We start from the raw sequence: 22,318 nt of genomic DNA, 5'->3' as shown, positions 1-22,318 counted from the left end.
TATGGTGCCAGCCCGGTTCGCGCGGATCTGATGCAGCATGATGGATTTTCTAGAAGAGTACTGGCTGAGGCCTGATCCGGCCGATCCGCGCCTGTCCGAGGCCGTTTCAGGCCATGACGAGACCGGCGCCGCCATCGAGACCCGTGTTACCGTCGAACGGCCGCTGACCCTGTTTCTCAACGCACGCGAGATCGTCACCATGATGACGATCGGCGACTACCCCGAATATCTCGCGCTCGGCTATCTTTTGAACCAGAACATGCTCTCGCCGGATACGGAAGTCACGGCGGTCGAGCATGACGAGGATCTCGATGTCGTGGTCGTCCGGACCGCGACAGAGACCGATTTCGAGGAGAAGCTGAAAAAGAAGATCCAGACCTCGGGATGCGCGCAAGGCACCGTCTTCGGTGATCTGATGGACGTGATCGAGAATGCCCGCCTGCCGCAGACGCCGCTCCGCACATCCTGGCTTTACCATCTGACGCACAAGATCAACCAGACACCGTCGCTCTATCTCGAATCCGGCGCCATTCACGGTTCGATCCTTGCGCGAGAAGACAGGCCCCTTGTCTATATGGAGGATGTCGGACGCCACAATGCCGTCGACAAGATTGCCGGCTACATGTATCGGCATGGCATCGATCCGGCAGACAAGATCTTTTACACGACAGGCCGGCTGACATCCGAGATGGTGATCAAGACCGTCCGCATGGGAATTCCGGTACTGGTCTCGCGGTCCGGCTTCACCGCCTGGGGTGTCGAACTGGCACGAAAAGCCGGGCTGACGCTGATCGGGCGGGCGCGCGGAAAGCGCTTCCTTGTACTCTCTGGCCAGGACAGGCTGATCTACGATCAGGATCTGGCTTATATCCCCGAGGAATCAGCGCGCAATCGCCGGAAGGGGGCCGGAGAATGAGCCTTGCCTATGTCATCCTCGCCGGAGGCAGGGCGACCCGAATGGGCGGGGGTGACAAGCCCCTGAAGCGCCTCGGAGACCGCGCCATTCTCGACCGTGTGATCGATCGTCTGGCAGCACCCGCCGGACGTCTTGTGTTGAACGCGAATGCCGACCCCGGTCGGTTTGCCAGCTATTCCCTTCCCGTGGTGTCGGATGCGCTGCCGGATTATCCCGGCCCTCTTGCCGGCATCCTTGCCGGTCTCGACTGGGCTGTCGGGCAAGACGGTGTCACCGATATCCTCTCCGTTCCCGGCGACTGCCCGTTCATCCCGAAGAACCTCGCGTCACGCCTGCTGACGGGGCGCGCGGGTGCCGGAACCGCCTTCGCCTGCGCGGCATCCGACGGCTGGACGCATCCCGTCATTGGCCTCTGGCCGATCTCCTGCCGCGACGACCTTCGCGACGCTCTGGTGGCTGGCGAGCGCAAGATCGACCGATTTACCGGACGATATGGTTGCGCCGCCGTGGAATGGCCGCATGAGGGTTATGATCCCTTCTTCAACGTGAATACCCCGGACGAATTGCTGCAGGCCGAAGCCTTGCTTCCGCTTGTGGAAGGCGGCCAAATACCCTAGGTTTCCTATGCTTTCACGCCGGCTGATCGCCGGACCAAGGAGAAAAAAATGAAGTCTTTCGCCCTGGCGATTGCCGCGATCCTCGTCATCTCGATTGGTTCTTCCTTCGTGCTGAACGCCAATTTCCAGAAATCGGCTGATCAGGCCTATGCCACGACGGGTGCACGTCTCGATCGGGCCAACTGATCGTCAGACCATCAGGTCGGCATAGGAATAGAACGCCACAGGCTCGCCCGGCTGAACGGCGAGCCTTTCTTCTTCCAGCTCGACGAGACCGTCGGTCTCGATCAGTGAAGAGATCAGGGCCGCACCATCGCGCGGGAAGCGCCAGGCCTCGAGCGCACCCGCATTCCTGATGATGCTTGCCCGGACATATTCGAGCCGCTCGGCCTTCTTGCGATAGGAAAACCCGGCAGGCAGCCAGCGTGGCAACGGGCGGACGGGCCGGGCGCCGGCAAGCATGTCCAGCACGGGGCCGACGAAGCGCGAAAACGTCACCAGAACCGCGGCCGGGTTGCCGGGCATGCCAAGCACGACGGCCTTTCCGAGATGGCCCATGGCGATGGGTCGGCCCGGCTTGATGGCGAGGCGCCAGAAATCGAGCCGCCCGGCCTCCTCGACCGCGAAACGAACATGATCCTCTTCGCCGGTAGAGACGCCGCCGCTGGTCAGCAGCACGTCATGGTCCTCCGAGGCAGCAACCAGCGCCTCTCGGATGGCGGTTCGTGAATCCGGCAGGATACCGAGATCGGTGGCGGCGAGCCCGCGATTGCGGAGCAGCGCCAGCAGCATGGGACGATTCGCATCCCGGATCGCACCCGGCGGGAGCGGCGCGGGATGCCCGGCATCGCGCAGCTCGTCTCCCGTCGAGAAGACGGCAACGCGGAGCGGCCGCCGCACCGCCACCACGCCGATGCCCAGAGCCGCCAGCGCAGAAAGACTCCGCGCATCGAGCCGGCTCCCCGGCGACAGGACCGGCTTGCCAGGTTCGAAATCCTCGCCCGCTTCGCGGCTGTTGGCGCCCGGTTTCAGGCCGGGCGGCAGGATCACCGCATCACCATCCAGCGTCACATCTTCCTGCATGTACACCGTATCGGCACCCGGGGGCATCATCGCACCGGTGAAGATGCGCATGGCATGCCCGGGCACCAAGGCCGGCACCGCAAGCGCTCCGGCCGGGACGCGCCCGGAGACCGGCAGGCACGTCGGCCCTTCCGCCTGCAGATCGGCATGTCGAACTGCGTAGCCATCGACAGCGGAATTGGCGAAGCCCGGAACCGGCACAGGTGCCAGCAGGGCAGAAGCCAGCACTCTCCCCTGCGCATCGGCGAGCGGGGCATTCTCGACTTCCGCCACCGGAACAAGGCGGGCCGCGAGATCGTCGAGCGCCGCATTCAGGCGGAGCAGCGTGCCACTGAATGCAAAACAATCATTCGAAAGCTGCGCCAAATCCGGGCTCCCCGCTGGCCGACCGGGTAATCAGCCCGGAAAGATCTCGCGCACATGCGCGGCCTTTTCCAGCGCCAGATGGGCGATGGCCGCGATGTCGTCAAGATGGACCTGCGGCAGCACCACCGACGGGAAGGGCCGGTCAGTCGCGATGCCGACAATATGCGGATCATCGGGATGCAGGGCCGGCTTGCCGTTCCCGGAGCGGAAGATCTCGATCTTCGGATGCCGCTCGCGCTTGAAGCCCTCCACCAGCACCAGATCGACCGGCGCAAGTTTGCCAAGCAGCTCCGGCAGGGTCCATTCCGGTGCACCGCGCAATTCATGGACCAGCGCGAAACGGTTGGCCGAACTGACCAGCACTTCGGTCGCCCCCGCCATGCGGTGCTGGTAGCTGTCCTTGCCCGGCTGGTCGATCTCGAACCGGTGATGGGCATGTTTCAGCGTCGAGACACGGAAACCCTGTCCGACGAGATGCGGGACGAGCTTCGAGACCAGGGTTGTTTTGCCTGCACCGCTCCAGCCTGCCAGTCCAATGATCCGCATGCCTGCCTCCTCACGAAAAAAGGGCGCGAATCGCGCCCTTTTTCAAGCTCTGAAAGGCTGGATCATTCAGCCGGCTGCGGCGCAGCGTTGCCGGCAGGGCGCTTGCCCTTCATGACATCCTCGACCCAGAGCGAGTGATGCTCCTTGGCCCAGTTGAGATCGACCTCGCCCGACCCCATCGCATCGAAGGCGCCTTCCATGCCGACGGAGCCGATATAGATGTGGGCGATGATGATGGCGATCATCACGAAGGCCGTGGTGCCATGCAACGTGGCCTGCCATTGCACATGCTCGATCGCTTCGGCTGTCGGGAAGAGCAGGTGCCAGCCCGAGAGGGAAAGCAGGAAACCCCCGACAACGACGCTCCAGAAGATGATCTTCTGGCCGCCATTGAAGCGCTTGGCCGGCGGATGGCCCTTGCCGAGCAGGCCACCGCCTGCGGCAAACCACTGAACGTCCACGGCGCTGGGGATATTGTCCTTCACCCAGATCAGGAAAGTGAGCAGGACACCGGCCATGAAGGCAAAGCCGACATAATTGTGCACGAGCTTGGCAAAACCGGCCCAGGCCGCAAAAGCCTCGGGGCCCATCACCGGCGCCAGAACGATCTTGCCGAAGGTGACGTTGATCCCGGTAATGGCCAGCACGATGAAGCTCGTCGCGGTCAGCCAGTGCGTGAACCGGTCCAGCGCACCGAAGCGCAGGATCTTCATGCCCGACAGGCCGGCATCGATCCGGATCTTGCCGCGCATCATGTAGAAGGCCACCAGCACGATCGCGATGCCGATCAGCGAATAGGCGCCGAGCCTCGGCAGCGTCTCCTGGTTGAAGGCGCGCCAGTCACGGCCGGGCTGGATCAGGTTGGCTGCCTGCTTGTCCGGGATGGAAATGCGGCCGGCCACCGGAGCGCCCGGCTTGAGGGCCTGGAGAAGCTGCTCTTCCTTGACCGCCTGCGCCGTCGGATTGACGCTGGTCGGTTGCTGGGCGAGGGCGGGAAGGCTCGAAGCCGCGAACACGGCAAGGAGACCGAAAGCGAGCGCACGAAACGCGGCGGAGAGTTTTGAAGCCATGGTGGCCTCCTTCTCATCTCATGGTCTGGATCAGCGCGGGGTTGCCCCCGCGCACCGGCATTCGGCGATCAGAGCGCCACGGTTTCCTTGTAGGCGACTTTCCAGCCCCAGGCGCCGGAACCATAGCCACGTTTGGCCACACGTTCCTTGTAGATCTGGGCGATGATGTCGCCATCCCCGGCCAGCAGCGCCTTGGTCGAGCACATTTCCGCGCAGAGCGGAAGCTTGCCCTCGGCCAGACGGTTGCGCCCGTATTTGTCGAGCTCGGCCTGGCTGCCATCGGCTTCCGGGCCCCCGGCGCAATAGGTGCACTTGTCCATCTTGCCGCGGGAACCGAAGTTGCTGGTCTTCGGATATTGCGGCGCGCCGAACGGACAGGCGTAGAAGCAGTAGCCGCAACCGATGCAGAGATCCTTCGAGTGCAGCACCACCGCATCCGCCGTGGTGTAGAAGCAGCTCACCGGGCAGACCGAGGCGCAGGGCGCATCGGTGCAATGCATGCAGGCCATGGAAACCGAGCGTTCGCCCGGCTTGCCGTCGTTGATCGTTACGACGCGGCGGCGGTTGATGCCCCACGGCACTTCATGCTCGTTCTTGCAGGCAGTCACGCAGGCGTTGCACTCGATGCAGCGGTCCGCGTCGCAGAGAAATTTCATGCGAGCCATTGTTCAATTCCTCCCTTACGCGGCGCGGATCTGGCAGAGCGTGACCTTGGTTTCCTGCATCCCGGTGACGGGATCGTAGCCATAGGTCGTCACGGCATTGACGCTTTCCCCGAGGACATACGGGTCCGTACCCTTCGGATACTTGCCGCGCTGATCCTCGCCCTGGAACCAGCCACCGAAATGGAACGGCATCCAGGCCACGCCCTTGCCGACACGTTCGGTCACCATGGCCTTGACGCGGGCCTTCGAGCCGTTCTCGGGGCCAAGCACCCAGACCCAGGCACCGTCCTTGATGCCGCGATCGGCCGCATCCGCCGGGTTGATCTCGACGAACATGTCCTGCTGCAACTCGGCCAGCCAGGGGTTCGACCGGGTTTCTTCCCCACCGCCCTCGTACTCGACCAGACGGCCGGACGACAGGATGATCGGGAACTCCTTCGCGACGCCCTTGTCGACCGCCGCCTTCTGCACCGTGAAGCCGATATTCGGCATACGGAACTGACGGAAATCCGGACGGGTCGGGTATTGCGCCACGAGATCGGTGCGCGGGGTGTAGATCGGTTCACGATGGACCGGGATCGGATCCGGCAGGTTCCAGGCATTGGCGCGGGCCTTGCCATTCCCGAACGGGATACAGCCATGCTCGAGCGCAACCCGCTGGATGCCACCGGAGAGATCGATCGCCCACGATACGCCGTCCGGGCTGTTGCCGCCGATCCGCTCGATCGTGGCTTTCTCCGCTTCGGTGAGGTCCTTGTCCCAGCCGAGCTTCTTGAGCATCCCGTAGGTGAATTGCGGGTAGCCGTCCTTCAGCTCGGAATCCTTCGAGAAGGAGCCTTCGGCGAGGAGATTGATCTTCTTCTTGGAACCATCGGCCTGCGGCTCCTCGTATTCCACCCCGAACCGGGCGCGGAAGGTACCGCCACCATCCTTGACGTGCAGGTTGGTATTGTAGAGCTGGTGCGTGCCCGGATGCCGGTATTCCGGCGTTCCCCAGCACGGCCAGGGCAGGCCGTAATAATCGCCGGCGACTTCCGCCGGGGCATCCTTCGGGGCGCGCAGCGAGACCAGGTCGAACTTGTCCTGGTTCTTCATATGCGCCTTCAGACGCTCCGGAGACTGGCCGCAATAACCGGTCGACCAGCCACCGCGATTGATCTCGCGCAGGATCGATTCGGCTTCCGGCTCCATGCCGTACTTGCCCTTCACCATCGTGATGTTCTTGAACATCCGGTCGGCGAAGCCGAGCTTCTGGGCGAACTGGTGCATCACCCAGTAATCATTCGCGCTTTCGAAGATCGGGTCGACGACCTTCTCGCCCCACTGGATCGAGCGGTTCGAGGCCGTGCGCGAGCCAGAGCATTCGAACTGGGTGCAGATCGGCAGCAGGTAGGTCCCGTTCTTGCGGTTCGAGACATGGGCGAAGGTGGTCGGATGCGGATCGGCGACGACGAGCAGTTCCGCCTTCTCGAGGCCCTTCACCATTTCCGGCATACGGGTGACGGTGTTGCCGCCATGGCCCATGATGAAGAGGCCCTTGACGTTGTCACGCTGGGCAACCTGGTCCTTCGGCATGCTGACGGCGTCGAACCACCGGGTCGACGGAATGCCGGGAACGCTCATCATCGAGGTTTCCTTGCCATCCGGCGCCTTGGTGACGTCGAAGCGGCCACGGAGCCAGGAAATCTCGGTTTCCCAGACACGCGCCCAATGGGCCCAGGCACCGGCATCGAGGCCGTAATAGAGCGGCAGCGTCGTGACATCGAGGCCAAGATCGGTCGCGCCCTGCACGTTGCAATGGCCGCGGAAGATGTTGGCGCCATTGCCCATACCACCGACATTGCCGGTGGCCAGCAGCAGGATGCAGAACGCGCGAACGTTGGCGGTACCAACCGTCTTCTGCGTGGCGCCCATGCACCAGATCAGCGTCGAGGGCTTCTCGGTGGCGAAGGTCTTGGCGACACGCTCGAGCTGGGCGCCCGGAATGCCGGTCACACGCTCGACTTCCGCCGGGGTCCACTTCTCGACCTCCTTGCGCACCATGTCCATGCCATAGACGCGCTGCTGGATGAAGTCCTTGTCTTCCCAGCCATTCTTGAAGATGTGGTGGAGCATGCCCCAGATCACCGGAATGTCGGTGCCCGGGCGCATCCGCACATATTCCGTCGCATGCGCGGCCGTGCGGGTCATCCGGGGATCGATGACGATCATGTTGGCACGGTTGACTTCCTTGCCGCTCAGCACGTGCTGCAGCGAAACAGGATGCGCTTCCGCCGGGTTGCCGCCCATGATGATCATGGTCTTGGCATTGCGGATATCATTGTAGGAATTGGTCTGCGCGCCGTAGCCCCAGGTGTTCGCAACGCCCGCCACGGTGGTGGAGTGGCAGATACGGGCCTGGTGATCGACGTTGTTCGTGCCCCAATAGGCCGCGAACTTGCGGAACAGGTAAGCCCCCTCGTTCGAGAATTTCGCGGAACCAAGGAACCACATCGAGTCGGCGCCGGACTTTTCGCGGATCTCGAGCATCTTCTTCGAGATCTCGTCGAAAGCGACATCCCACGAGATACGCTGCCATTCGCCATTGACGAGCTTCATCGGATACTTGATCCGGCGCTCACCCTTGACCAGTTCGCGCACAGCCGCGCCTTTGGCGCAATGCGTGCCGCGGTTGATCGGGCTTTCCCAGGCCGGCTCCTGGCCAACCCAGACGCCTTCCTGAACCTCGGCCTTCACCGTGCAGCCCACCGAACAATGGGTGCACATGTTCTTCTTCATCTCGACCGGCTTGCCGGCAACCGGCATCTTGGCCTGGGCCTCGCGGACCGAGCCGAAGCCGATCGACCCGATGGCCGCGAGCCCCCCGGCCGCCAGACCGGACCGGCGCAGGAATGCGCGACGGTCGAGCCGTTCGGCTCCGGTGGCGGCCAAAGCTGCAGCGAGGCCCTGGCGGGCGGCTTGCCCTTCCTTGCGCTTGATCAGCATGGCGTTTTCCTCAGTAGCGATTGGTTGCGTAGTAGGTCTTGACGTGGTCGGTCTCGCGATAGCGCGCCTTCTTCTTGTCGGCGTCATTCTCGCTGGCCGCAGCCGGCACGACAGCAGCCCCGGTCGCGGCCGCCGCGGCGGAGGCGCCCGCGAGGCCGGCCTGCAGGAAGCTACGGCGGGAGCGGTCAACCTTTTCGGGATTATCGTCTTTTTTCGTGCTCATGCGCTTGCTCCTTGGCTGGCGTCGATCGCATCGGATGATTCGGAAATGTTGGGATCGAGAGCGAAGGCCTCGCGTTCGATCCGCATGAATTCGAGGCCGAGAGCCCCGACCTTGCGGTAGAAATTCGCGGAATCGGCCTTGGCCAGATCAGCGAAGAACCGCTCTGCCCAGGGCTGGATATGGCGCGCGAAGAAACGGTTCTGCTCGGTCGGCTCGGCAACAAATCGACGGGCAATGAGCCCTGCCATTGTCTCCAGCAGGAAGCCGAGATGATCCTCCGGCTCCGACATGCCCTCCGAGCGCTCGACACCCAGCCGCCGCATGTCCTGACGCACGCGCACAAGCGGCCGCTCATACAGGAAGCCCGTCAGGTAATACGAGGCATAGGGAAGCAGCTCGCCCCGCCCGACACCGATGAAGAGATCGAAATGCTCGCGTGCGATCCGGTCCGCGCCAGGCACATCGGCCGCATCGGCCAGTGCCATGAGCGCCTGCCCGAGAGCACTGTCATCGCCCTGCAGCCGCCTGAGATCGATCAGCACGCGCTCGTCCGGAACCTTCAGCAGGAGATGCGAAAGGAGCAGATACAGCCGCGAGCGCGCCTCGTCGATCGCGTCGAGCGGCGGAACATCATCCGCAGGGGGATAGAGATCGGGGCGCAGGATGTGGCGAGGAACGGAGGTGACATTCTCGACCGCGACAACCCGCTCGGCAGGAACCCGCGTCCAGATTGAAACTGAGGGCTGTGCGATGCCAAGCAGACGCGACAGGGCGGAAATGCCACCAACCGCTCGAATGGCTTCCTGAAGGCCTGCGTCTCTCATCCCGAACCCGAGTTTGCGGCTTTTGCCGTCTTCTAAACTGGAATGGTTCGAGATTATAGGATGGTCCTATGACGCGCAAGCATATTCATTATTCAGTTTGGCAGCGCGCCACCATGGCGCCGGCGAGGCGCGATAGTTTCAGGGGTCTCATCGACAGTTTCCTTGGCAACCATCGAGTATTCACCGGAATCCTCCGGAATCGCGACAATTTGCCCCGCAGCCGGTGAATCAGCCAAGGGAACCGGCTCGGGCGATTCGAGGCGCGCTTCGTCCTGATTCGCGGCCGGGATGTCGGCCGGCAACCCGGCCGCCCCGTCTTCCACCGGCACCTCCGGATCCTTCTCGCCCATGATCCGCCGCAACATGGAAGCGGGATCAAACCCGGCCTCCATCGGGCCGAATCCAGGCATCGCCGTGGGATCATTGAAATCCCACGCATATTCAGCGAAGCGATCCGGCGCGCTCAGCACCGGGTCAAGCACCCACATCTTGCGCAGGGCAGCGTTGCGGAGCGCTTCCGGCACGCCCTTCTGCAGGAACTGGGTGAAATCGCTCTCGGAGGTCAGAGCCTCGAGGGGCGTCAGCGTCGAGACATCGAATTCGGGCTCTGCCTCTGCGGAAAGCATGGGCTCGCCCTCTACCGCGGCAGGCACCGATGACGGGTCATCCGGAACCGAAGCGCCGGCCTCCGGCTCCGGCTTCAGCTTCCGCCGCGACCAGCGGCTGAGAAATCCTTCGCCCTGGCTCATGGCCTAGCCTTCCTTGCCCATCGGGCGGCGCGCCAGCCGATCCGGATCGGCCCGGTCACGCTTGCGCTTGAAAAATTCCCGTTCGACATGATGCATATCAACGAACTGCGCCACGAAATGGGCGATTTCCGGCACCATCGGCACGGTATCGACGATATTCGTGCCGGTCTCCGTATGCGCCTCGCCCTCGGCCGGATCAGCTGTTACGGCAACCAGTATGAGCCCTGCATCGGGATGATCCTCGCGCATGGCCACCCAGAGCTTGGGGGCGCCGCTCATCATGTTGTCGCGATAATTCGCCGTATCCACCGAGGCGAGGGTGATGCGTGCCGCGCCGGCATAATAGCGCTCGCCATCCGGCAGGGTCTCGATCAGCGTCATCGGCGCGGCCTCCGGCAGTCCGGGCAGGACCGCCACCGGCGACCAGGTATGGTCGATCCACGGGCTTGCCGCTTTCCGCTTCTCGACGATGACGCCCACGGCAATGCTGTCCTCGGCCATCGCTTGCCTCCTCAACCGGCATCCGGCGCCAGGGGCAGGCCGGCAATCAGGTTCTGTGGCTTGATCCGGACAAGCCGATCCGCAGTCGATCCGAGCAGGGCAAAGGCCTTGCGGCCTCTCTTGTCAGGGCGGATCCGGGCATGGTCAGGCAATGTGAAGGTGAACAGCGCGAGAAGCCGCGCCCGCTGGTCATCGCTCAGGGTCTCGCCGTTCCAGACGCGGTTGCCGATGGCCGTGCCCTCGGCATCGAGGGCGATGAACCAGGCGAAGCGCTCCTCGGAAAACGCATCGACTGGCGTGAAGGCGATCTCGACCCCGAGCAGATGCCGGATCCAGCCTGTCATTGCCCGGGCAAGGGCCGGCCGGCCATGCGTCGGATTGGTCAGGTCGAAGACAAGATCATGCGCATCGCTGCGGCCGTGATAGCGCGAGGCGTTCTCGGGGGAGAGCACCTCGAGTTCCGACACGGCGGGCCCGCCGAGCATCGAGAGCAGGGGCGAATGATCCCGCGCGTGCTCATGTTGCTCGATCGCCTCCTGATCTGCGAGCAGCACCGAGCCTTCATGGATCGTCACACGCTGGGTACGCCAGAAGCATTCGGCAGCCCGCAACACATGGGCATCCTCCTCCGCGTCGAACGCATTCCGGGCCACAAGATGCACCAGTTGCTGGAGGAAGAGTGGCGGGATGCCGGAGAGGTCACCCCGGACCAGCGAAAGATAGGCTGCTTCCAGGGTCGGCGCGGCGAGAATCCGGTCCCGGAAGGCGAGGAACAGCCCGAGATTCTCACGTGCATCCGGATCGGCGATCAGCGCGATCTCGTCCGCCGCCACCGCCTGGCGCGGCGTCTGGAGCAGGCTGGCATGCAGGCCCCGCTCGACCGGACAGGCCTCGGCCGGCGGCACCAGTTCGGGCCGCGCGAGATAGGCTTGCAGAAACGCATCCGTTGCCACAAGGCCGCCGCCCTCGATCCGGTCAACGAGGTGATGGCCGCTCGCCACCCAGAAATCAGGCCGTTCCGGAATCATGTCTTGTCCATTCCCTTGGCATCCACCATGCCGGCAAGGTCGAGTTGTTCGTCTGGCATCTCGTCAGGCACCTCCATGAAACTGAAGGCCCGCGAATGGCGTTCATCTGTCCCCGGCAGCAACGTCCGGAACCGTTCGACGATCTCGCCATTCTCAACTACCCGGTGGATCGCCACAAGCACGCCGGGCCCGGGAGCGGCCAGTTCTTCCGCATAGGCGACCTCGCTTTCCGCGGCCGGCAGGGCGGCCGCAAGGTCGGGCGCACCGCATCGCGCGACGAGTTGCTCGGCAAGCTGGCGGACCAAGAGCGCACGTTCGAGATCGGTCGCCTCGACGATCGTCGCCAAAGTCGACCAGCCGAAACTTTCCGCGCCCAGCAGGCCAGAGCGGAACGCCGCGCGCTCCTTGCCGAGCAACCCGTCCACCGGTTGCTCCCAGAACAGGAACGTACCCGGCACCGCCCATTCGCCGGGCTCGGCCGCCCGTGTGAAGACGAAAGCGTCGGAAGGATCGAGGCGGATCGTGCGCAGCAGCTTCGGCATGTCAGCCCCGCGGTTCGTTGAGCAGCGGGTCGAACCAGTCCGGCCGCGCAAGCGCCGGAGCCAGCTTTTCCCGCGCTTTCGCCTCGCCGCCGGTCCCCTGGATCAGCAGGTCGCCATTCTCGTCAATGCCGCGCCGCGCCTTCGCATCATCCTTCTCGAGGAAGGAGAGGTAGCGCGGCCCGATCCCGGAGAAGCCGCGTTCCTGCCAGGAATCGACCTCGACGAGGAAATGCCGCGAGAACGAGGCCGCGAATTCCGGCGGGTTCCACGCCTCGAAGCCCTCGTCATCCAGCGTGGTGATTTCGGGCGCAAGGCCAACCCCGAGTTCGCGGACACCGCCAGCCCGTACCATCGCCCCGAAGACCAGCCAGTCGGGCGGGGCCTGCTCATCCGCCCCCGGCGGATGGCCGAGCCGCCCCCCGCCGACCAGCGCGCCATCGAAATAGAGCGAGCCGGGATAGCGGATCGTGATCGGCTTTTCCGGCGGCGAAAGCACCGAGAGCGCCTCGGCCAGGGCATTCATTCCGGCAAAGAAGATTTTCCGTGCCAGCCATAATGGTTCCTCGGGTTCGAGCACCAAAGCCAACTCGATCAGCTCGAACCGGCCCACATAATAAAGGCTCCCCGCCCCGCGATGGGCGTCGCCCGTTGCCTGCGCGCCGGTGACAGCGGCCTGAAACGCATCTTCGCGCTCGCGGAGGCGGATCGGGGAAATCAGGGGAGGAAACCGTGCGATATCATCCATGGTCCAGCTTTCGAGGCCGTAATGATGCCGGAAGACCCGCCAGGGATCTGGAGCACCCGGCAGATCCCCCTTGCTTCCGGCGAGACATTCTTATTTGAAGACATTCCAAAAAAGACAAGAGCGGGCATTCAGGATGCCCGACCGGAGAGGAGCCGGCATCGCATGCCCCCCAGCGCACCCGAAGGCACGCTCTCGGACGGCAAGACGCCGCAGATCGTCGTCTGCTCCTGCGAAAAGACCTTCACGCCCGATCTCGCGGCCATGGCAGCCGGGCTGGGCGTGGCCGAGGGCTCGATCGTGGCCTGCTCGAATCTCTGCGGCGGCGAACAGGACCGGCTCGCCCGGCTGGCTGGCGGCGCCCGATCGCTGGTTCTTGCCTGCCGGCAGGAGGAGGCCACCCTTCGCGGCGTGCTCGAGGATGCCGGCTATTCCGGCAGCCAGACCTATCTCGATATCCGCAATGCCGGCGGCTGGTCGACCGAGGCCGCGGCGGCCGGGCCGAAAATGGCGGCCCTGCTGGCCGGTGCCCTGCTCGAGCCGCCCGCCCTGCCCTTCGTCACGCTCGAGAGCCAGGGGGTCACCCTTGTCTACGGAACCGATGCCACGGCTATCGACGTCGCGCGGCGCCTTGCCGATACCCTCGACGTGACCGTCATTCTCCGCAGCCCGAAAGATGTCGCACCGCCGACGAAGCGGGAATTCCCGATCGCGCGCGGCCGCATCCGACAGGCCAGCGGCCATCTCGGCGCCTTCCAGCTGGTCGTTGATGATTTCGCCCTGTCGCTGGCCTCCTCCCGCGCGGCGCTGGCTTTCGGCGATCCGCGCGACCAGGCCCGCTCGACCTGCGACCTCATCATCGATGTCACCGGCGATCGGCCGCTTTTCTCGGCGGATGACCTGCGCGATGGTTATCTCCGCGCTGACCCGCGGGATCCGGTCGGGCTCGACAGGCTGGTGAGCCGCGCGCGGGACCTCGTCGGCACGTTCGACAAGCCGAAATACATTACCTTCGATTCCGGGCTCTGCGCCCATTCGCGCTCGACCATCACGGGTTGCACGCGCTGTATCGAAATCTGCCCGACCGGTGCCATCAGCCCGGCCGGCGACCATGTGGCGATCGATCCGCAGATCTGCGCCGGCTGCGGCGGCTGCGCCTCGGTCTGCCCGACCGGTGCGGCGAGCTATGCGCTGCCAGCGACGGATTACGTGCTGAAAAAGGTGCGGACCATGCTCCGCGCCTATGATCAGGCTGGCGGCCGCGATGCGGTTCTGCTGTTCCACGATGCGGACCATGGCGAACCGATGATCGACGCCCTTGCCCGGTTCGGCGATGGCCTGCCCGCCCGCGTCATCCCCCTCGCGCTCAACGAGGTGACACAGCTCGATCTGGCGGAAGTCGCTGGCAGTTTCGCCTATGGCGCCGCCGCCATCGCGGTGCTGACGCAAGCGAAGCCCAAGCATGACATCACCCCGCTGGTCCGGCTTGGCGAGACGCTGTCAGCTCTGCTTCCCGCCCTGGGCCATGCGCCGGAAGCCTTCGCCGTACTCGGCACCGATGATCCCGATGCCCTGCTGGCGGGCCTGCGTGCCCTGCCGGCCGGCAGCAAGGCGGGCAAGGCCAGCTTCCTGCCGCTCGGGGCGAAGCGCCCGCTGACCATGCTTGCCCTGCGGGAATGGCACGCCGTCGCGCCGGAGCAACCCGCCATCGTGCCGCTGGCGAAGGGCGCCGGCTTCGGCAAGGTCGAGGTCGATGCGGAAGGGTGCACGCTCTGTCTGTCCTGCGTGTCGACCTGCCCTGTCGATGCGCTGAGCGCCAATCCCGACCGGCCTGAACTGCGCTTCCAGGAGGATCTCTGCGTGCAATGTGGCCTCTGCCAGGCCACCTGCCCGGAAAAGGTCATCTCCCTGGTGCCGCAACTCGATTTCACGCGGATCAACGCCGCCCCGGTCTCGCTGAAGCAGGAGGAGCCCTATCCCTGCGACAAATGCGGCAAGCTTTTTGGCACGCGTTCGACCATCGAGAAGATCAAGACCAAGCTTGGCGGCAAGCACTGGATGTTCTCCGGCCCGAACGCCGACCGGTTGAAGCTGATCGGCTATTGCGACGATTGCCGCATCGAGACCGCCACCCTGCAGGGCTTTGACCCCTATGCCGGGCCCGAGCGTCCGCGCGTCCGCACCACGGAGGACTATTTCCGAACCCATCCGGAAGATGAGGAAAAATCCTGAACCGGGGCTAGCGCGACGCCTTCTCGATGAAGTCGACAAGCGCCTCGAGGTCGGCAGGATCACGCACCTGCTGCTCGGGCATTTTCGTGCCCGGCGTATAGGCCATCGGCCCCACGGTGAAAAGCTTGGCGATGGTCTCGCGGCTCCAGACAATATCCATCGCGGTCAGGGCCGGCGAATAGACATAGCCCGGCGCTGTCCCGATCCGGCGGCCAATCACGCCGTGCAAGGTCGGCCCGGCCCGGTTTCCATCATCCGGCGTCAGCGTATGGCAGGCAATACAGGCCTTGAACACTTCGGCGCCGCGATGATAGGCGAAGCGCTGGATCAGGGCATCAGTCTGGTCCGCCAGCACCGGATTGACCGGCTCGCCCGTCGCGACCAGCCAGCGGCGGACAAGCCGGTCGGCACCGCCGGTCAGGATTTCCCGCCCATCGGCCGAGAAGGCAAGCGACCAGAGCGGAAAGGCCGGGCCCGCCATCCGCCGGAACACCTTGCGCGAGCCACGCTCGATCATCACCAGCGCGCCGCGGAAGCCGGCAACAGCCACGAGATCCGCCTTCGGCTCGACCGCCACCGCAACAATCGGCACCTCGACAACGGGCATGGCCTCGAAGGCGCCACTGGCCGCATCGATGAAGCGCAGCTGCCCGTCCGCTCCCGCGGCCAGAATTTCACCACCGAGAATGGCCAGTGTGTTCACCGGCAGGCCGATCTCCACCTGCAGCGGGCTGCCGCCCGGGCGGAGGATGCGGACCAGCCCGTCATACCCGGCGGTGACCAGCGTCCGGTCCGGCAAGTAGGCCACAGCATTGACCGGCCCGCGATGCCCCTCGACCCGCTGCGCCTCGCCACCGGCCAGCGGCCAGAGCCGCACCGTCCCGTCCCAGCTGGCGGAGGCCAGTTGCTGACCATCCGGCGACAGGGCAAGACCGGCAATTGGCCCGGTATGGCCTTCGAGAACCCGGTGCGGCTGGCTCTCGCCTGCGCGCCAGATTGCGATCCGGCGATCTTCGCCTGCCGTCGCGAAACCGCCATCCGGCAACCGGAGGACCGTATTCACCGCCCCGTCATGGAAGCGGTGCACGAGAAGCGCCCGCCCCGTGGCAAGGTCCCACCGGATGATGGTGGTGTCGAAACTGCCGGTTACGACATCCCCTGACCCCATGGCAATGGCGCGAACGGGGCCGCCATGGCCGCGGAGATCCACTGCCCAGGCAGGCGCCGTGCTGCCGGCAAGAGCGGCGGCGATCAGCAGGAAAAACGAGGCGAGGCCTCTCGACGTCGACGACATGCCTCAACATATGCGAAGGGGTTTCGGAACGGGAAGATCCAACTTGCCACAGGGGGCTATTGCGTGGGCGGAACGACACTCGACCTGATGGGGCTGAAATGCCCTCTGCCGGCCCTCAAGACGCGCAAGGCGCTGAAGGGCCTCCCGCCGGGCACGCGCCTTGTCGTGACAGCCAATGACCCGCTGGCCGAAATCGATATCCCGAATCTCATCCGCGAAACCGGAGACAGGCTGCTCTCGAGCCGGCGCGAGCCGGATCGCCTCGTCTTCGAAATCGAGAAGGCCTGAACCGCGCCTTCAATGTGCCGGCTGGGCGAAAGCCAGGGCCGCCGCTACCGCAAGGATGCCGCGCGGACGCGTCTCGGCCTGCATCAGCCGGCCAAGCCTTTCGCTGGCGAAACGGTTCTGCCCGCCGCGTTCGGCCAGCCGCTTCGACAGGATCGACCGGGCAAGCTGGCTCTCGCCGGAGCGCAGCGCGCTCTCGATGAGCACTTGCTCGAACACGTCTCGCTGGGCGTCACTCCCGCCGATCAGCACGAGGCTTGCACGTGCGGGCAGCAAATGGTCCAGCGCCTCGCCCGTGCGGCCGTTTCGGAACGCGATCAATCCCCGGGCGACAAGACGCCCCGCCTGCCGCGCGGCAAGCCCCTGCGAGGCATGGGCCGGCGCTGTGCCGGCCAACGAATCTGCCAACCGGGCCGCAGCCTCCTGTCGACCCGCCCCGAGCAGCGCCAGCAGGTAATGCAGATCCGCAAAAACCAGCGAGCGGTCATCGAGCCGCGCCTCGGCCTTGTCGGCCAGTTCCTCCCAGCGGGATCCGACATCGACGCCTTCATGGCCGAGGCGGCTCAGCAGCGAGGCGGCATTGGCGATATCGCGGAAATCATCCGTCTTCTCGGAGCGGATCTTCTCGTCATACAGGGCGAGGACGTCGCCAATCTGCCCCTTTTCCAGCTTGAACAGCGCCAGATGCCAGAAGAGATGGCCGCCGAAATTGTTGCATGCCCCGAAAACATGATCCCTCCCCTCGATCCAGCGGATTCCGTCTTCCACGCGCCCGGTCATCTCATGGACATGGCTGACGGCATGAAGCCCCCAGGCATCGCGGGCCTCCATGGCCACGGCGCGCCGGCCCACCCGTTCTGCGGTTGCATACTGGCCGTTCTCCTCCAGCGCGAAAGCATGGCAGCCCAGCATGAAGCCGGCATCAGGGTGATCCTCCGGAAGCGCCCGCAAGGCCCGCTCGATGGAACGCAGCATGCCAGGCTTGTCGCCGAGCATGAACCGGAAGGCATGCGACAGCTTGATCGCCAGCGTATCCGCGGGATTGTCGCGGATTACGGCTTCGAGCTGGTCAATCGCGGCCCACCATGCACCATGTGCCGCAGCGGAAGCAGCCTCGACGAAAGCCCGCTCGGCAGCGGACGGACAGGGCGGCAACAGATCCACCGCCTGCGCCGAGATGTCCTGCGCCGGAGCGCGCAACTCGCGCTTCGCCAGAAGCGTCAGCATCATCGCCTTGGTCGCGTGGGCCCGCCACGAAGCGGGCTCGTTGTCCAGCCATTGCTGGAGGAGGGCCGGCGTTTCGCGGCCATGGGCGAGGAAAGCCTGCGTAAGCGCCCGTTCGCAGCTCAGGCTTTCGCCGCGCATTTCGATCTGCCTGATGCCCGACATCGCATTCTCCCCGGATCCAGAGGGCGCCTGCCCTCGCACGGTCACCATGCCTCGCCGCGGATCTGCAGGCTTCACACAAGCGCTCGCGGCTGGATCAAGGCTTTGTGAGACTGCGGAAAAGACCGCATAAATCCTTCTCAAAGAACAAAACGGAGGCTAAAGAGAACAAAATGGAGCATCCCATGGCCTCATCCGCCTTCGCCTTGCCGGCTGGCAGGCATGCCCGGCAGGCGCTTCTTGTCGCCCTGCCGCTTGCCCTGCTCTTCACCCTTTCGGCCGTGCAGGGCGGCGGCATTGTCGTCGCCATGGGCGCAATCGGTGTTTTCGCGGGCCTTGCCCTTTATCACGCCAGCTTCGGCTTCACCGCCGCCTGGCGCCGCTTCATCCTCCAGCGGCACAGCGCCGGCCTGCGCGCGCAACTGGTGATGCTGGCCGTGACCTGCCTCGTCTTCTTCCCGCTGATCGGCGCCGGCACGGCGTTCGGACGGCCGGTCGGCGGTTTCGTCTTTCCGATCGGGCTGGCCCTGGTCACCGGCGCGTTTCTGTTTGGCATCGGGATGCAACTCGGCGGCGGCTGCGGCTCGGGCACGCTGTTCACCATCGGCGGCGGCTCGACCCGGATGGTCATCACGCTGGCCTTCTTCATTCTCGGCAGCACGCTGGCGACAGCTTCTTCCGGCAGCTGGATGGCCTGGCCTGCCCTGCCGCCGGTTTCCGTCATTGGCACTTTTGGTTCCCTGCCCGGCCTGGCGCTTGTGCTCGCCGTGCTGGCAGGCCTTTTCCTGCTGGTCCGGCGGGTCGAAATGGCGCATCATGGCGTGGCCGCCCCGATCACCGCGCCGACAACGCAATGGTTGACGGGCCCATGGTCGCTTGTCGCCGGCGCACTGGCGCTCGCGTTGGTCAATGTCCTTGTGCTGCTCACCTGGGGTTGGCCCTGGGGCATCACCAGCGCCTTCGCGCTCTGGGGTTCGAAACTGGCTGGCCTGATCGGATTTGCACCGGCCAGCTGGCCCTACTGGCAGGGCCAGGAAGCCGCTCTCGCGGCCTCGATATTCTCTGATCCGGTCTCGGTCATGGATTTCGGGCTCATCCTCGGCGCGATGGTCGCCGCGATGCTTGCCGGCAAGTTCCGGCCGGTTCTTGCCATTCCGCCGCGGTCGCTTGCCGCTGCCGTGATCGGCGGATTGCTGCTCGGCATCGGCGCCCGGTTGGGTACGGGCTGCAATATCGGCGCGTTCTTCTCGGGTATCGCCTCCGGCAGCCTGCATGGCTGGGTCTGGCTGGCCTTTGCCTTTGCCGGCAATGTCGCCGGCACATATCTGCGCCCGATCTTCCGGCTGGATTGAGGCTCACTCGGCCGGATGGGGATAAGCGGCAGGCGGCACCGGCCGGGCGGCGTCGCGCGGCTCTGCCTTCTGCCGCGCGGCCTTCCCGTCGCCACCCTTGTAGCGGCGGGCCAGAGCCGCCACCGCAAGCAGCCCGGCAAAGCCTGCGAGATTGGCCAGCGCAGTTGCCATCACCCCCCGCCCGGTCGCGTCCAGCACCATGCCGCCGAGCCAGGCCAGGACAATCCCGGCCATGAAGGTCGCCAGCGCCTGCTGGCCGACCAGCACGATTGGCGCCGCGCGGTGAAGCCGGTTGCGATAGGGCTCCACGAGCACCAGCACGACATAGGCGCTGGCGAGGAAATGGAGGTAGAGCGGCAGGACGAGATTGGTCTTGCCATCCTGCGGCACCAGCGCGTCATGGATTGCGCCGAGCACAGCGACATTCTCCGTAAAGGCCCAGAAATTCAGCGGGACGGAGACGATCAGGAACACAAGGCAAAGCCGGAACAGCCAACCCCGTTCGAGGGCGGGCGCCTTGAGCCAACCCATGCCGAAGGCGAAGCCGGTAAAGAACATCGCCTGCCACGCCAAGGGATTGAAGAACCAGACCATGCCGGGGGATTGCCCACCCGGGAGGTTGAAGCCAGTGGCCTGCACCAGCAGCCAGAGGCCCGCCATCAGGCCGAGCGGCAGCCAGTGCGAAAGGCGGCCGAGCAGGGCCATGGCCGGCAGCATCGCCAGCAGCACGAGATACATGGGCAGGATATCGAGAAAAGCCGGCGTGAAGCCGAGTGAGACAAGGCCCATCAGACCATCGGCCGGCTGCGCGAGGAACCAGTCCAGCCCGAGCTGGCGAGCATAATCGATGCCGGTCAGGCGCGCGGCGGCCAGGCTGAGCGTGATCATCACCAGCGCAAGCCCGATATGCGCCCAGTAGACCTGCCAGATCCGGAAGGCGACGCGCTGCAGACCGGCCAACGCACCCTTGCGTTCGAAGACGCGGCCGAACGCGTAGGCCGATGCGAGGCCGGAGCAAAAGACGAAAAGTTCGCCGGCCGAGGAAAAGCCGAACCGCGCCGGAATGAACAGGAACCAGGAATTGCCGGGCATATGGGCGATGAAGATGATGAACATCGCCAGCCCCCGGAAGAAATCGAGCCGGACATCGCGCTGGCCTGGGTCAAGGATCGAGGGCGTCATGTCAGAAGGCTCCCTGATAAGCATCCGGCGCAATGCGGGCGGCAATGAGGCTGAACCGGTCGCGCCGCGCCAGCGCTGCGGTGAAGGCGGCGGCCAGTGCGTCGCGGGAATCCACGGCCACACCCGCACCGCCAAATCCCGCAGCGACAGCCGCGAAATCCGTGCCGCCGAAGCGCACCCCGGCTTCCTTGCGGCCCGAGGCCCGCTGCTTGAGATCGATTAGCGCGAGCCGTTCGTCCTGCAGCACCACCACGATGACCGGCAGGCCGAGATCCCGCGCGGTGGCAAGTTCGCCTATGCCCATTTCCAGTCCGGCATCCCCGACAAAGGCGATGACAGGCCGGTCCGGTTCGGCCATCTGCATGCCGAGCGCGAGCGGCAGGGCGCAACCCATGGTGCAAAGCGCCGAGGATTGGACGAGATCGCGCGGAGCATGGCAGCGCCAGATCTGGCTGAGCAGGATCCGGTGCGCGCCCGAATCGGCGCTGGCAAGGGTGTTCTCCGGCGCCAGCGCCCGGATCGTGTGGAAAACCGCATGCGGCCCCCAATCGGGCGCGTCGGGGAAGGCCGTCGCCAACGCCTCCCGCAAGGGTTGGGCCCGCGCTACGCTGACATCGCGGGCCGCGCCTGCTGCCGGCGTGAGCCCCGACAGCACGAGGCCGACATCCCCGACCAGCGCGAGATCGGCGCGGTGCATCTGGTGCTGTGGCAGGGTGGCGGAAATGTCGATCACCGGCACGCCTGCCGGGAACGGATCACGCCAGTTGATGCGCATCTCGATCGGATCATAGCCGGCCAGCACGATGCAATCCGCCTCGGCCAGGGCCGGCAGGAGGAGGCGGTCGGCCTTGGGTGACAGGCCGGCCCCACCGAGAACAAGCGGGTGCCGTTCATCCACCAGCCCCTTGGCCTTGTAGCTGGTGACCAGCGGCGCACCGAGCGCCTCGATGAAACCCCGAAGCGCCGCGCCGGCATGATGGTTCACGGCATCGACACCGGCGAGGACGATCGGCCGGCGCGCAGCGGCGAGCATGGCGCGGGCGCGGTCGAGATCGGCCGGGACCGGCAGGCCCGGCGCCGCCGCCGGCCGGAAGAACGCATCCGCCGGTTCCTCGCCTTCGGCCACGGCGATAGGCACATCGACATGGACCGGCCCCGGCTGGCCGCTGGTGGCGATCTGCACCGCGCGGTCAATGACCCGATGCACGGCGCCGCGGCTCGCCGAGAGGCTGGCCTTGGTGATCGGCCGGAACAGGGCCTGATGATCGAAGACCTGATGGGTGTAGCTTTCAGCTTCGGCGGCGTCGACGCGCCCCGTCAGCACAATCAGCGGGACACGGTCCTGCAGCGCGTTGGCGACAACATTGACTGCATTGGCAGCCCCCGGCCCCAAGGTCGCGACAAGGATGCCCGGCGCCATCGGCGCAGCGGGATCGATGAGGCTCTGGCGATGCCAGTAGCCCTCGGCCATGAAGCCGGCGGCATTCTCGTGTTTGGTCAGCACGAAGCGGATGCCGGCCGCTTCCAGCCCCTCGATCAGCGCCAGCACTTCGCCGCCGGGCATGCCGAAGGCGTGGCGGCAACCCTGCCGGGCAAGGCGGGCTGCAAGAATATCGGCTCCGGACGGCATGGCATTCTCCCTGTCCTCTCCTTGCCTGATGCCGGCATCACCCGCATTTCGCAATTGCGTGAACGCGTCCGGCGCGGGAAAACAGGGCATAAGGAGATTC

General features: G+C 65.3%; 22 protein-coding genes. 6 read left to right on the top strand and 16 right to left on the bottom strand.

The window, feature by feature from the left end; genetic code table 11:
* Positions 1-37: 37 nt before the first annotated feature.
* Genes P0652_RS05800 through P0652_RS05790 form a run of 3 tightly spaced genes read left to right on the top strand, consistent with a single transcriptional unit; the run spans position 38 to position 1,719 of the window.
* Entirely contained in the window at positions 38-916 is an 879-nt protein-coding gene (locus tag P0652_RS05800) for a formate dehydrogenase accessory sulfurtransferase FdhD (protein WP_284177822.1), read from the top strand.
* Entirely contained in the window at positions 913-1,533 is a 621-nt protein-coding gene (gene mobA, locus P0652_RS05795; protein WP_284177821.1) for a molybdenum cofactor guanylyltransferase MobA, read from the top strand. Before P0652_RS05800 ends, mobA begins: the two co-directional genes overlap by 4 nt.
* A gap of 48 nt (positions 1,534-1,581) precedes the next feature.
* Positions 1,582-1,719, top strand: coding sequence for a hypothetical protein (locus P0652_RS05790; RefSeq protein ID WP_284177820.1), 138 nt, complete (start codon positions 1,582-1,584; stop codon positions 1,717-1,719).
* 3 nt (positions 1,720-1,722) lie between these two features.
* Here the strand turns inward: P0652_RS05790 and P0652_RS05785 are convergent, their stop codons facing one another.
* The 12 genes from P0652_RS05785 to P0652_RS05730 all read right to left on the bottom strand — a co-directional run bounded on the left by P0652_RS05785 (position 1,723) and on the right by P0652_RS05730 (position 12,860).
* On the bottom strand, positions 1,723-2,982 hold the full coding sequence (locus P0652_RS05785; RefSeq protein ID WP_284177819.1) for a molybdopterin molybdotransferase MoeA: 1,260 nt from the start codon (positions 2,980-2,982) through the stop codon (positions 1,723-1,725).
* A gap of 30 nt (positions 2,983-3,012) precedes the next feature.
* Complete coding sequence (gene mobB, locus P0652_RS05780) at positions 3,013-3,528, bottom strand: molybdopterin-guanine dinucleotide biosynthesis protein B (RefSeq protein ID WP_284177818.1); 516 nt, start codon at positions 3,526-3,528, stop codon at positions 3,013-3,015.
* Positions 3,529-3,590: 62 nt separating this feature from the next.
* Positions 3,591-4,598 carry a formate dehydrogenase subunit gamma gene (locus P0652_RS05775; RefSeq protein ID WP_284177817.1) on the bottom strand — a complete coding sequence of 336 codons (1,008 nt, stop codon included), beginning with the start codon at positions 4,596-4,598 and terminating at the stop codon, positions 3,591-3,593.
* A gap of 68 nt (positions 4,599-4,666) precedes the next feature.
* On the bottom strand, positions 4,667-5,263 hold the full coding sequence (gene fdh3B / locus P0652_RS05770; protein WP_284177816.1) for a formate dehydrogenase FDH3 subunit beta: 597 nt from the start codon (positions 5,261-5,263) through the stop codon (positions 4,667-4,669).
* A 15-nt stretch (positions 5,264-5,278) separates the two neighbouring features.
* Positions 5,279-8,248: a formate dehydrogenase subunit alpha gene (locus tag P0652_RS05765; RefSeq protein WP_284177815.1), complete on the bottom strand. Its 2,970-nt coding sequence runs from the start codon at positions 8,246-8,248 to the stop codon at positions 5,279-5,281.
* Between the two features lie 10 nt (positions 8,249-8,258).
* On the bottom strand, positions 8,259-8,471 hold the full coding sequence (locus tag P0652_RS05760; protein ID WP_284177814.1) for a formate dehydrogenase: 213 nt from the start codon (positions 8,469-8,471) through the stop codon (positions 8,259-8,261).
* On the bottom strand, positions 8,468-9,295 hold the full coding sequence (locus P0652_RS05755) for a molecular chaperone TorD family protein (protein ID WP_284177813.1): 828 nt from the start codon (positions 9,293-9,295) through the stop codon (positions 8,468-8,470). Before P0652_RS05755 ends, P0652_RS05760 begins: the two co-directional genes overlap by 4 nt.
* 92 nt (positions 9,296-9,387) lie before the next feature.
* The gene (locus tag P0652_RS05750; RefSeq protein WP_284177812.1) at positions 9,388-10,044 is read right to left on the bottom strand and encodes a DUF3306 domain-containing protein; all 657 of its coding nucleotides are present in this window, start codon (positions 10,042-10,044) and stop codon (positions 9,388-9,390) included.
* Between the two features lie 3 nt (positions 10,045-10,047).
* Entirely contained in the window at positions 10,048-10,545 is a 498-nt protein-coding gene (locus tag P0652_RS05745; protein WP_284177811.1) for a DUF3305 domain-containing protein, read from the bottom strand.
* Positions 10,546-10,556: 11 nt separating this feature from the next.
* Positions 10,557-11,573 carry a DUF6352 family protein gene (locus P0652_RS05740; RefSeq protein WP_284177810.1) on the bottom strand — a complete coding sequence of 339 codons (1,017 nt, stop codon included), beginning with the start codon at positions 11,571-11,573 and terminating at the stop codon, positions 10,557-10,559.
* Complete coding sequence (locus P0652_RS05735) at positions 11,570-12,115, bottom strand: DUF6505 family protein (RefSeq protein ID WP_284177808.1); 546 nt, start codon at positions 12,113-12,115, stop codon at positions 11,570-11,572. The genes P0652_RS05740 and P0652_RS05735 overlap by 4 nt, the downstream gene beginning before the upstream one ends.
* Before the next feature lies 1 nt (position 12,116).
* The gene (locus P0652_RS05730) at positions 12,117-12,860 is read right to left on the bottom strand and encodes a biotin/lipoate--protein ligase family protein (RefSeq protein WP_284177807.1); all 744 of its coding nucleotides are present in this window, start codon (positions 12,858-12,860) and stop codon (positions 12,117-12,119) included.
* A 162-nt stretch (positions 12,861-13,022) separates the two neighbouring features.
* On the opposite strand from P0652_RS05730, the gene P0652_RS05725 reads away from it, so the two are divergent.
* Positions 13,023-15,089 (top strand): 4Fe-4S binding protein, encoded by a 2,067-nt coding sequence (locus P0652_RS05725; protein WP_284177806.1) that lies wholly within the window; start codon positions 13,023-13,025, stop codon positions 15,087-15,089.
* Between the two features lie 7 nt (positions 15,090-15,096).
* On the opposite strand, the gene P0652_RS05720 is transcribed toward P0652_RS05725, so the two are convergent.
* Positions 15,097-16,383, bottom strand: coding sequence for a c-type cytochrome (locus P0652_RS05720; RefSeq protein ID WP_284177805.1), 1,287 nt, complete (start codon positions 16,381-16,383; stop codon positions 15,097-15,099).
* Between the two features lie 63 nt (positions 16,384-16,446).
* On the opposite strand from P0652_RS05720, the gene P0652_RS05715 reads away from it, so the two are divergent.
* Positions 16,447-16,671, top strand: coding sequence for a sulfurtransferase TusA family protein (locus P0652_RS05715; RefSeq protein ID WP_284177804.1), 225 nt, complete (start codon positions 16,447-16,449; stop codon positions 16,669-16,671).
* 9 nt (positions 16,672-16,680) lie between these two features.
* Here P0652_RS05715 and P0652_RS05710 read toward each other — a convergent pair whose 3' ends face one another.
* Positions 16,681-18,057 carry a tetratricopeptide repeat protein gene (locus P0652_RS05710; protein ID WP_284177803.1) on the bottom strand — a complete coding sequence of 459 codons (1,377 nt, stop codon included), beginning with the start codon at positions 18,055-18,057 and terminating at the stop codon, positions 16,681-16,683.
* A 182-nt stretch (positions 18,058-18,239) separates the two neighbouring features.
* Between P0652_RS05710 and P0652_RS05705 the strand changes: the two genes are divergently transcribed.
* On the top strand, positions 18,240-19,406 hold the full coding sequence (locus P0652_RS05705) for a YeeE/YedE family protein (protein ID WP_284177802.1): 1,167 nt from the start codon (positions 18,240-18,242) through the stop codon (positions 19,404-19,406).
* A gap of 3 nt (positions 19,407-19,409) precedes the next feature.
* On the opposite strand, the gene P0652_RS05700 is transcribed toward P0652_RS05705, so the two are convergent.
* Positions 19,410-20,588 carry an OpgC family protein gene (locus P0652_RS05700; RefSeq protein WP_284177801.1) on the bottom strand — a complete coding sequence of 393 codons (1,179 nt, stop codon included), beginning with the start codon at positions 20,586-20,588 and terminating at the stop codon, positions 19,410-19,412.
* A gap of 1 nt (position 20,589) precedes the next feature.
* Entirely contained in the window at positions 20,590-22,218 is a 1,629-nt protein-coding gene (locus P0652_RS05695) for a thiamine pyrophosphate-binding protein (RefSeq protein WP_284177800.1), read from the bottom strand.
* Between the last annotated feature and the right edge of the window lie 100 nt (positions 22,219-22,318).

The organism is Rhabdaerophilum sp. SD176 (assembly GCF_030143245.1).
GTDB lineage: Bacteria > Pseudomonadota > Alphaproteobacteria > Rhizobiales > Beijerinckiaceae > Rhabdaerophilum.
The sequence above is the reverse complement of the archived record's forward strand: the minus strand, read 5'-3'. Positions and strand labels throughout refer to the sequence as shown.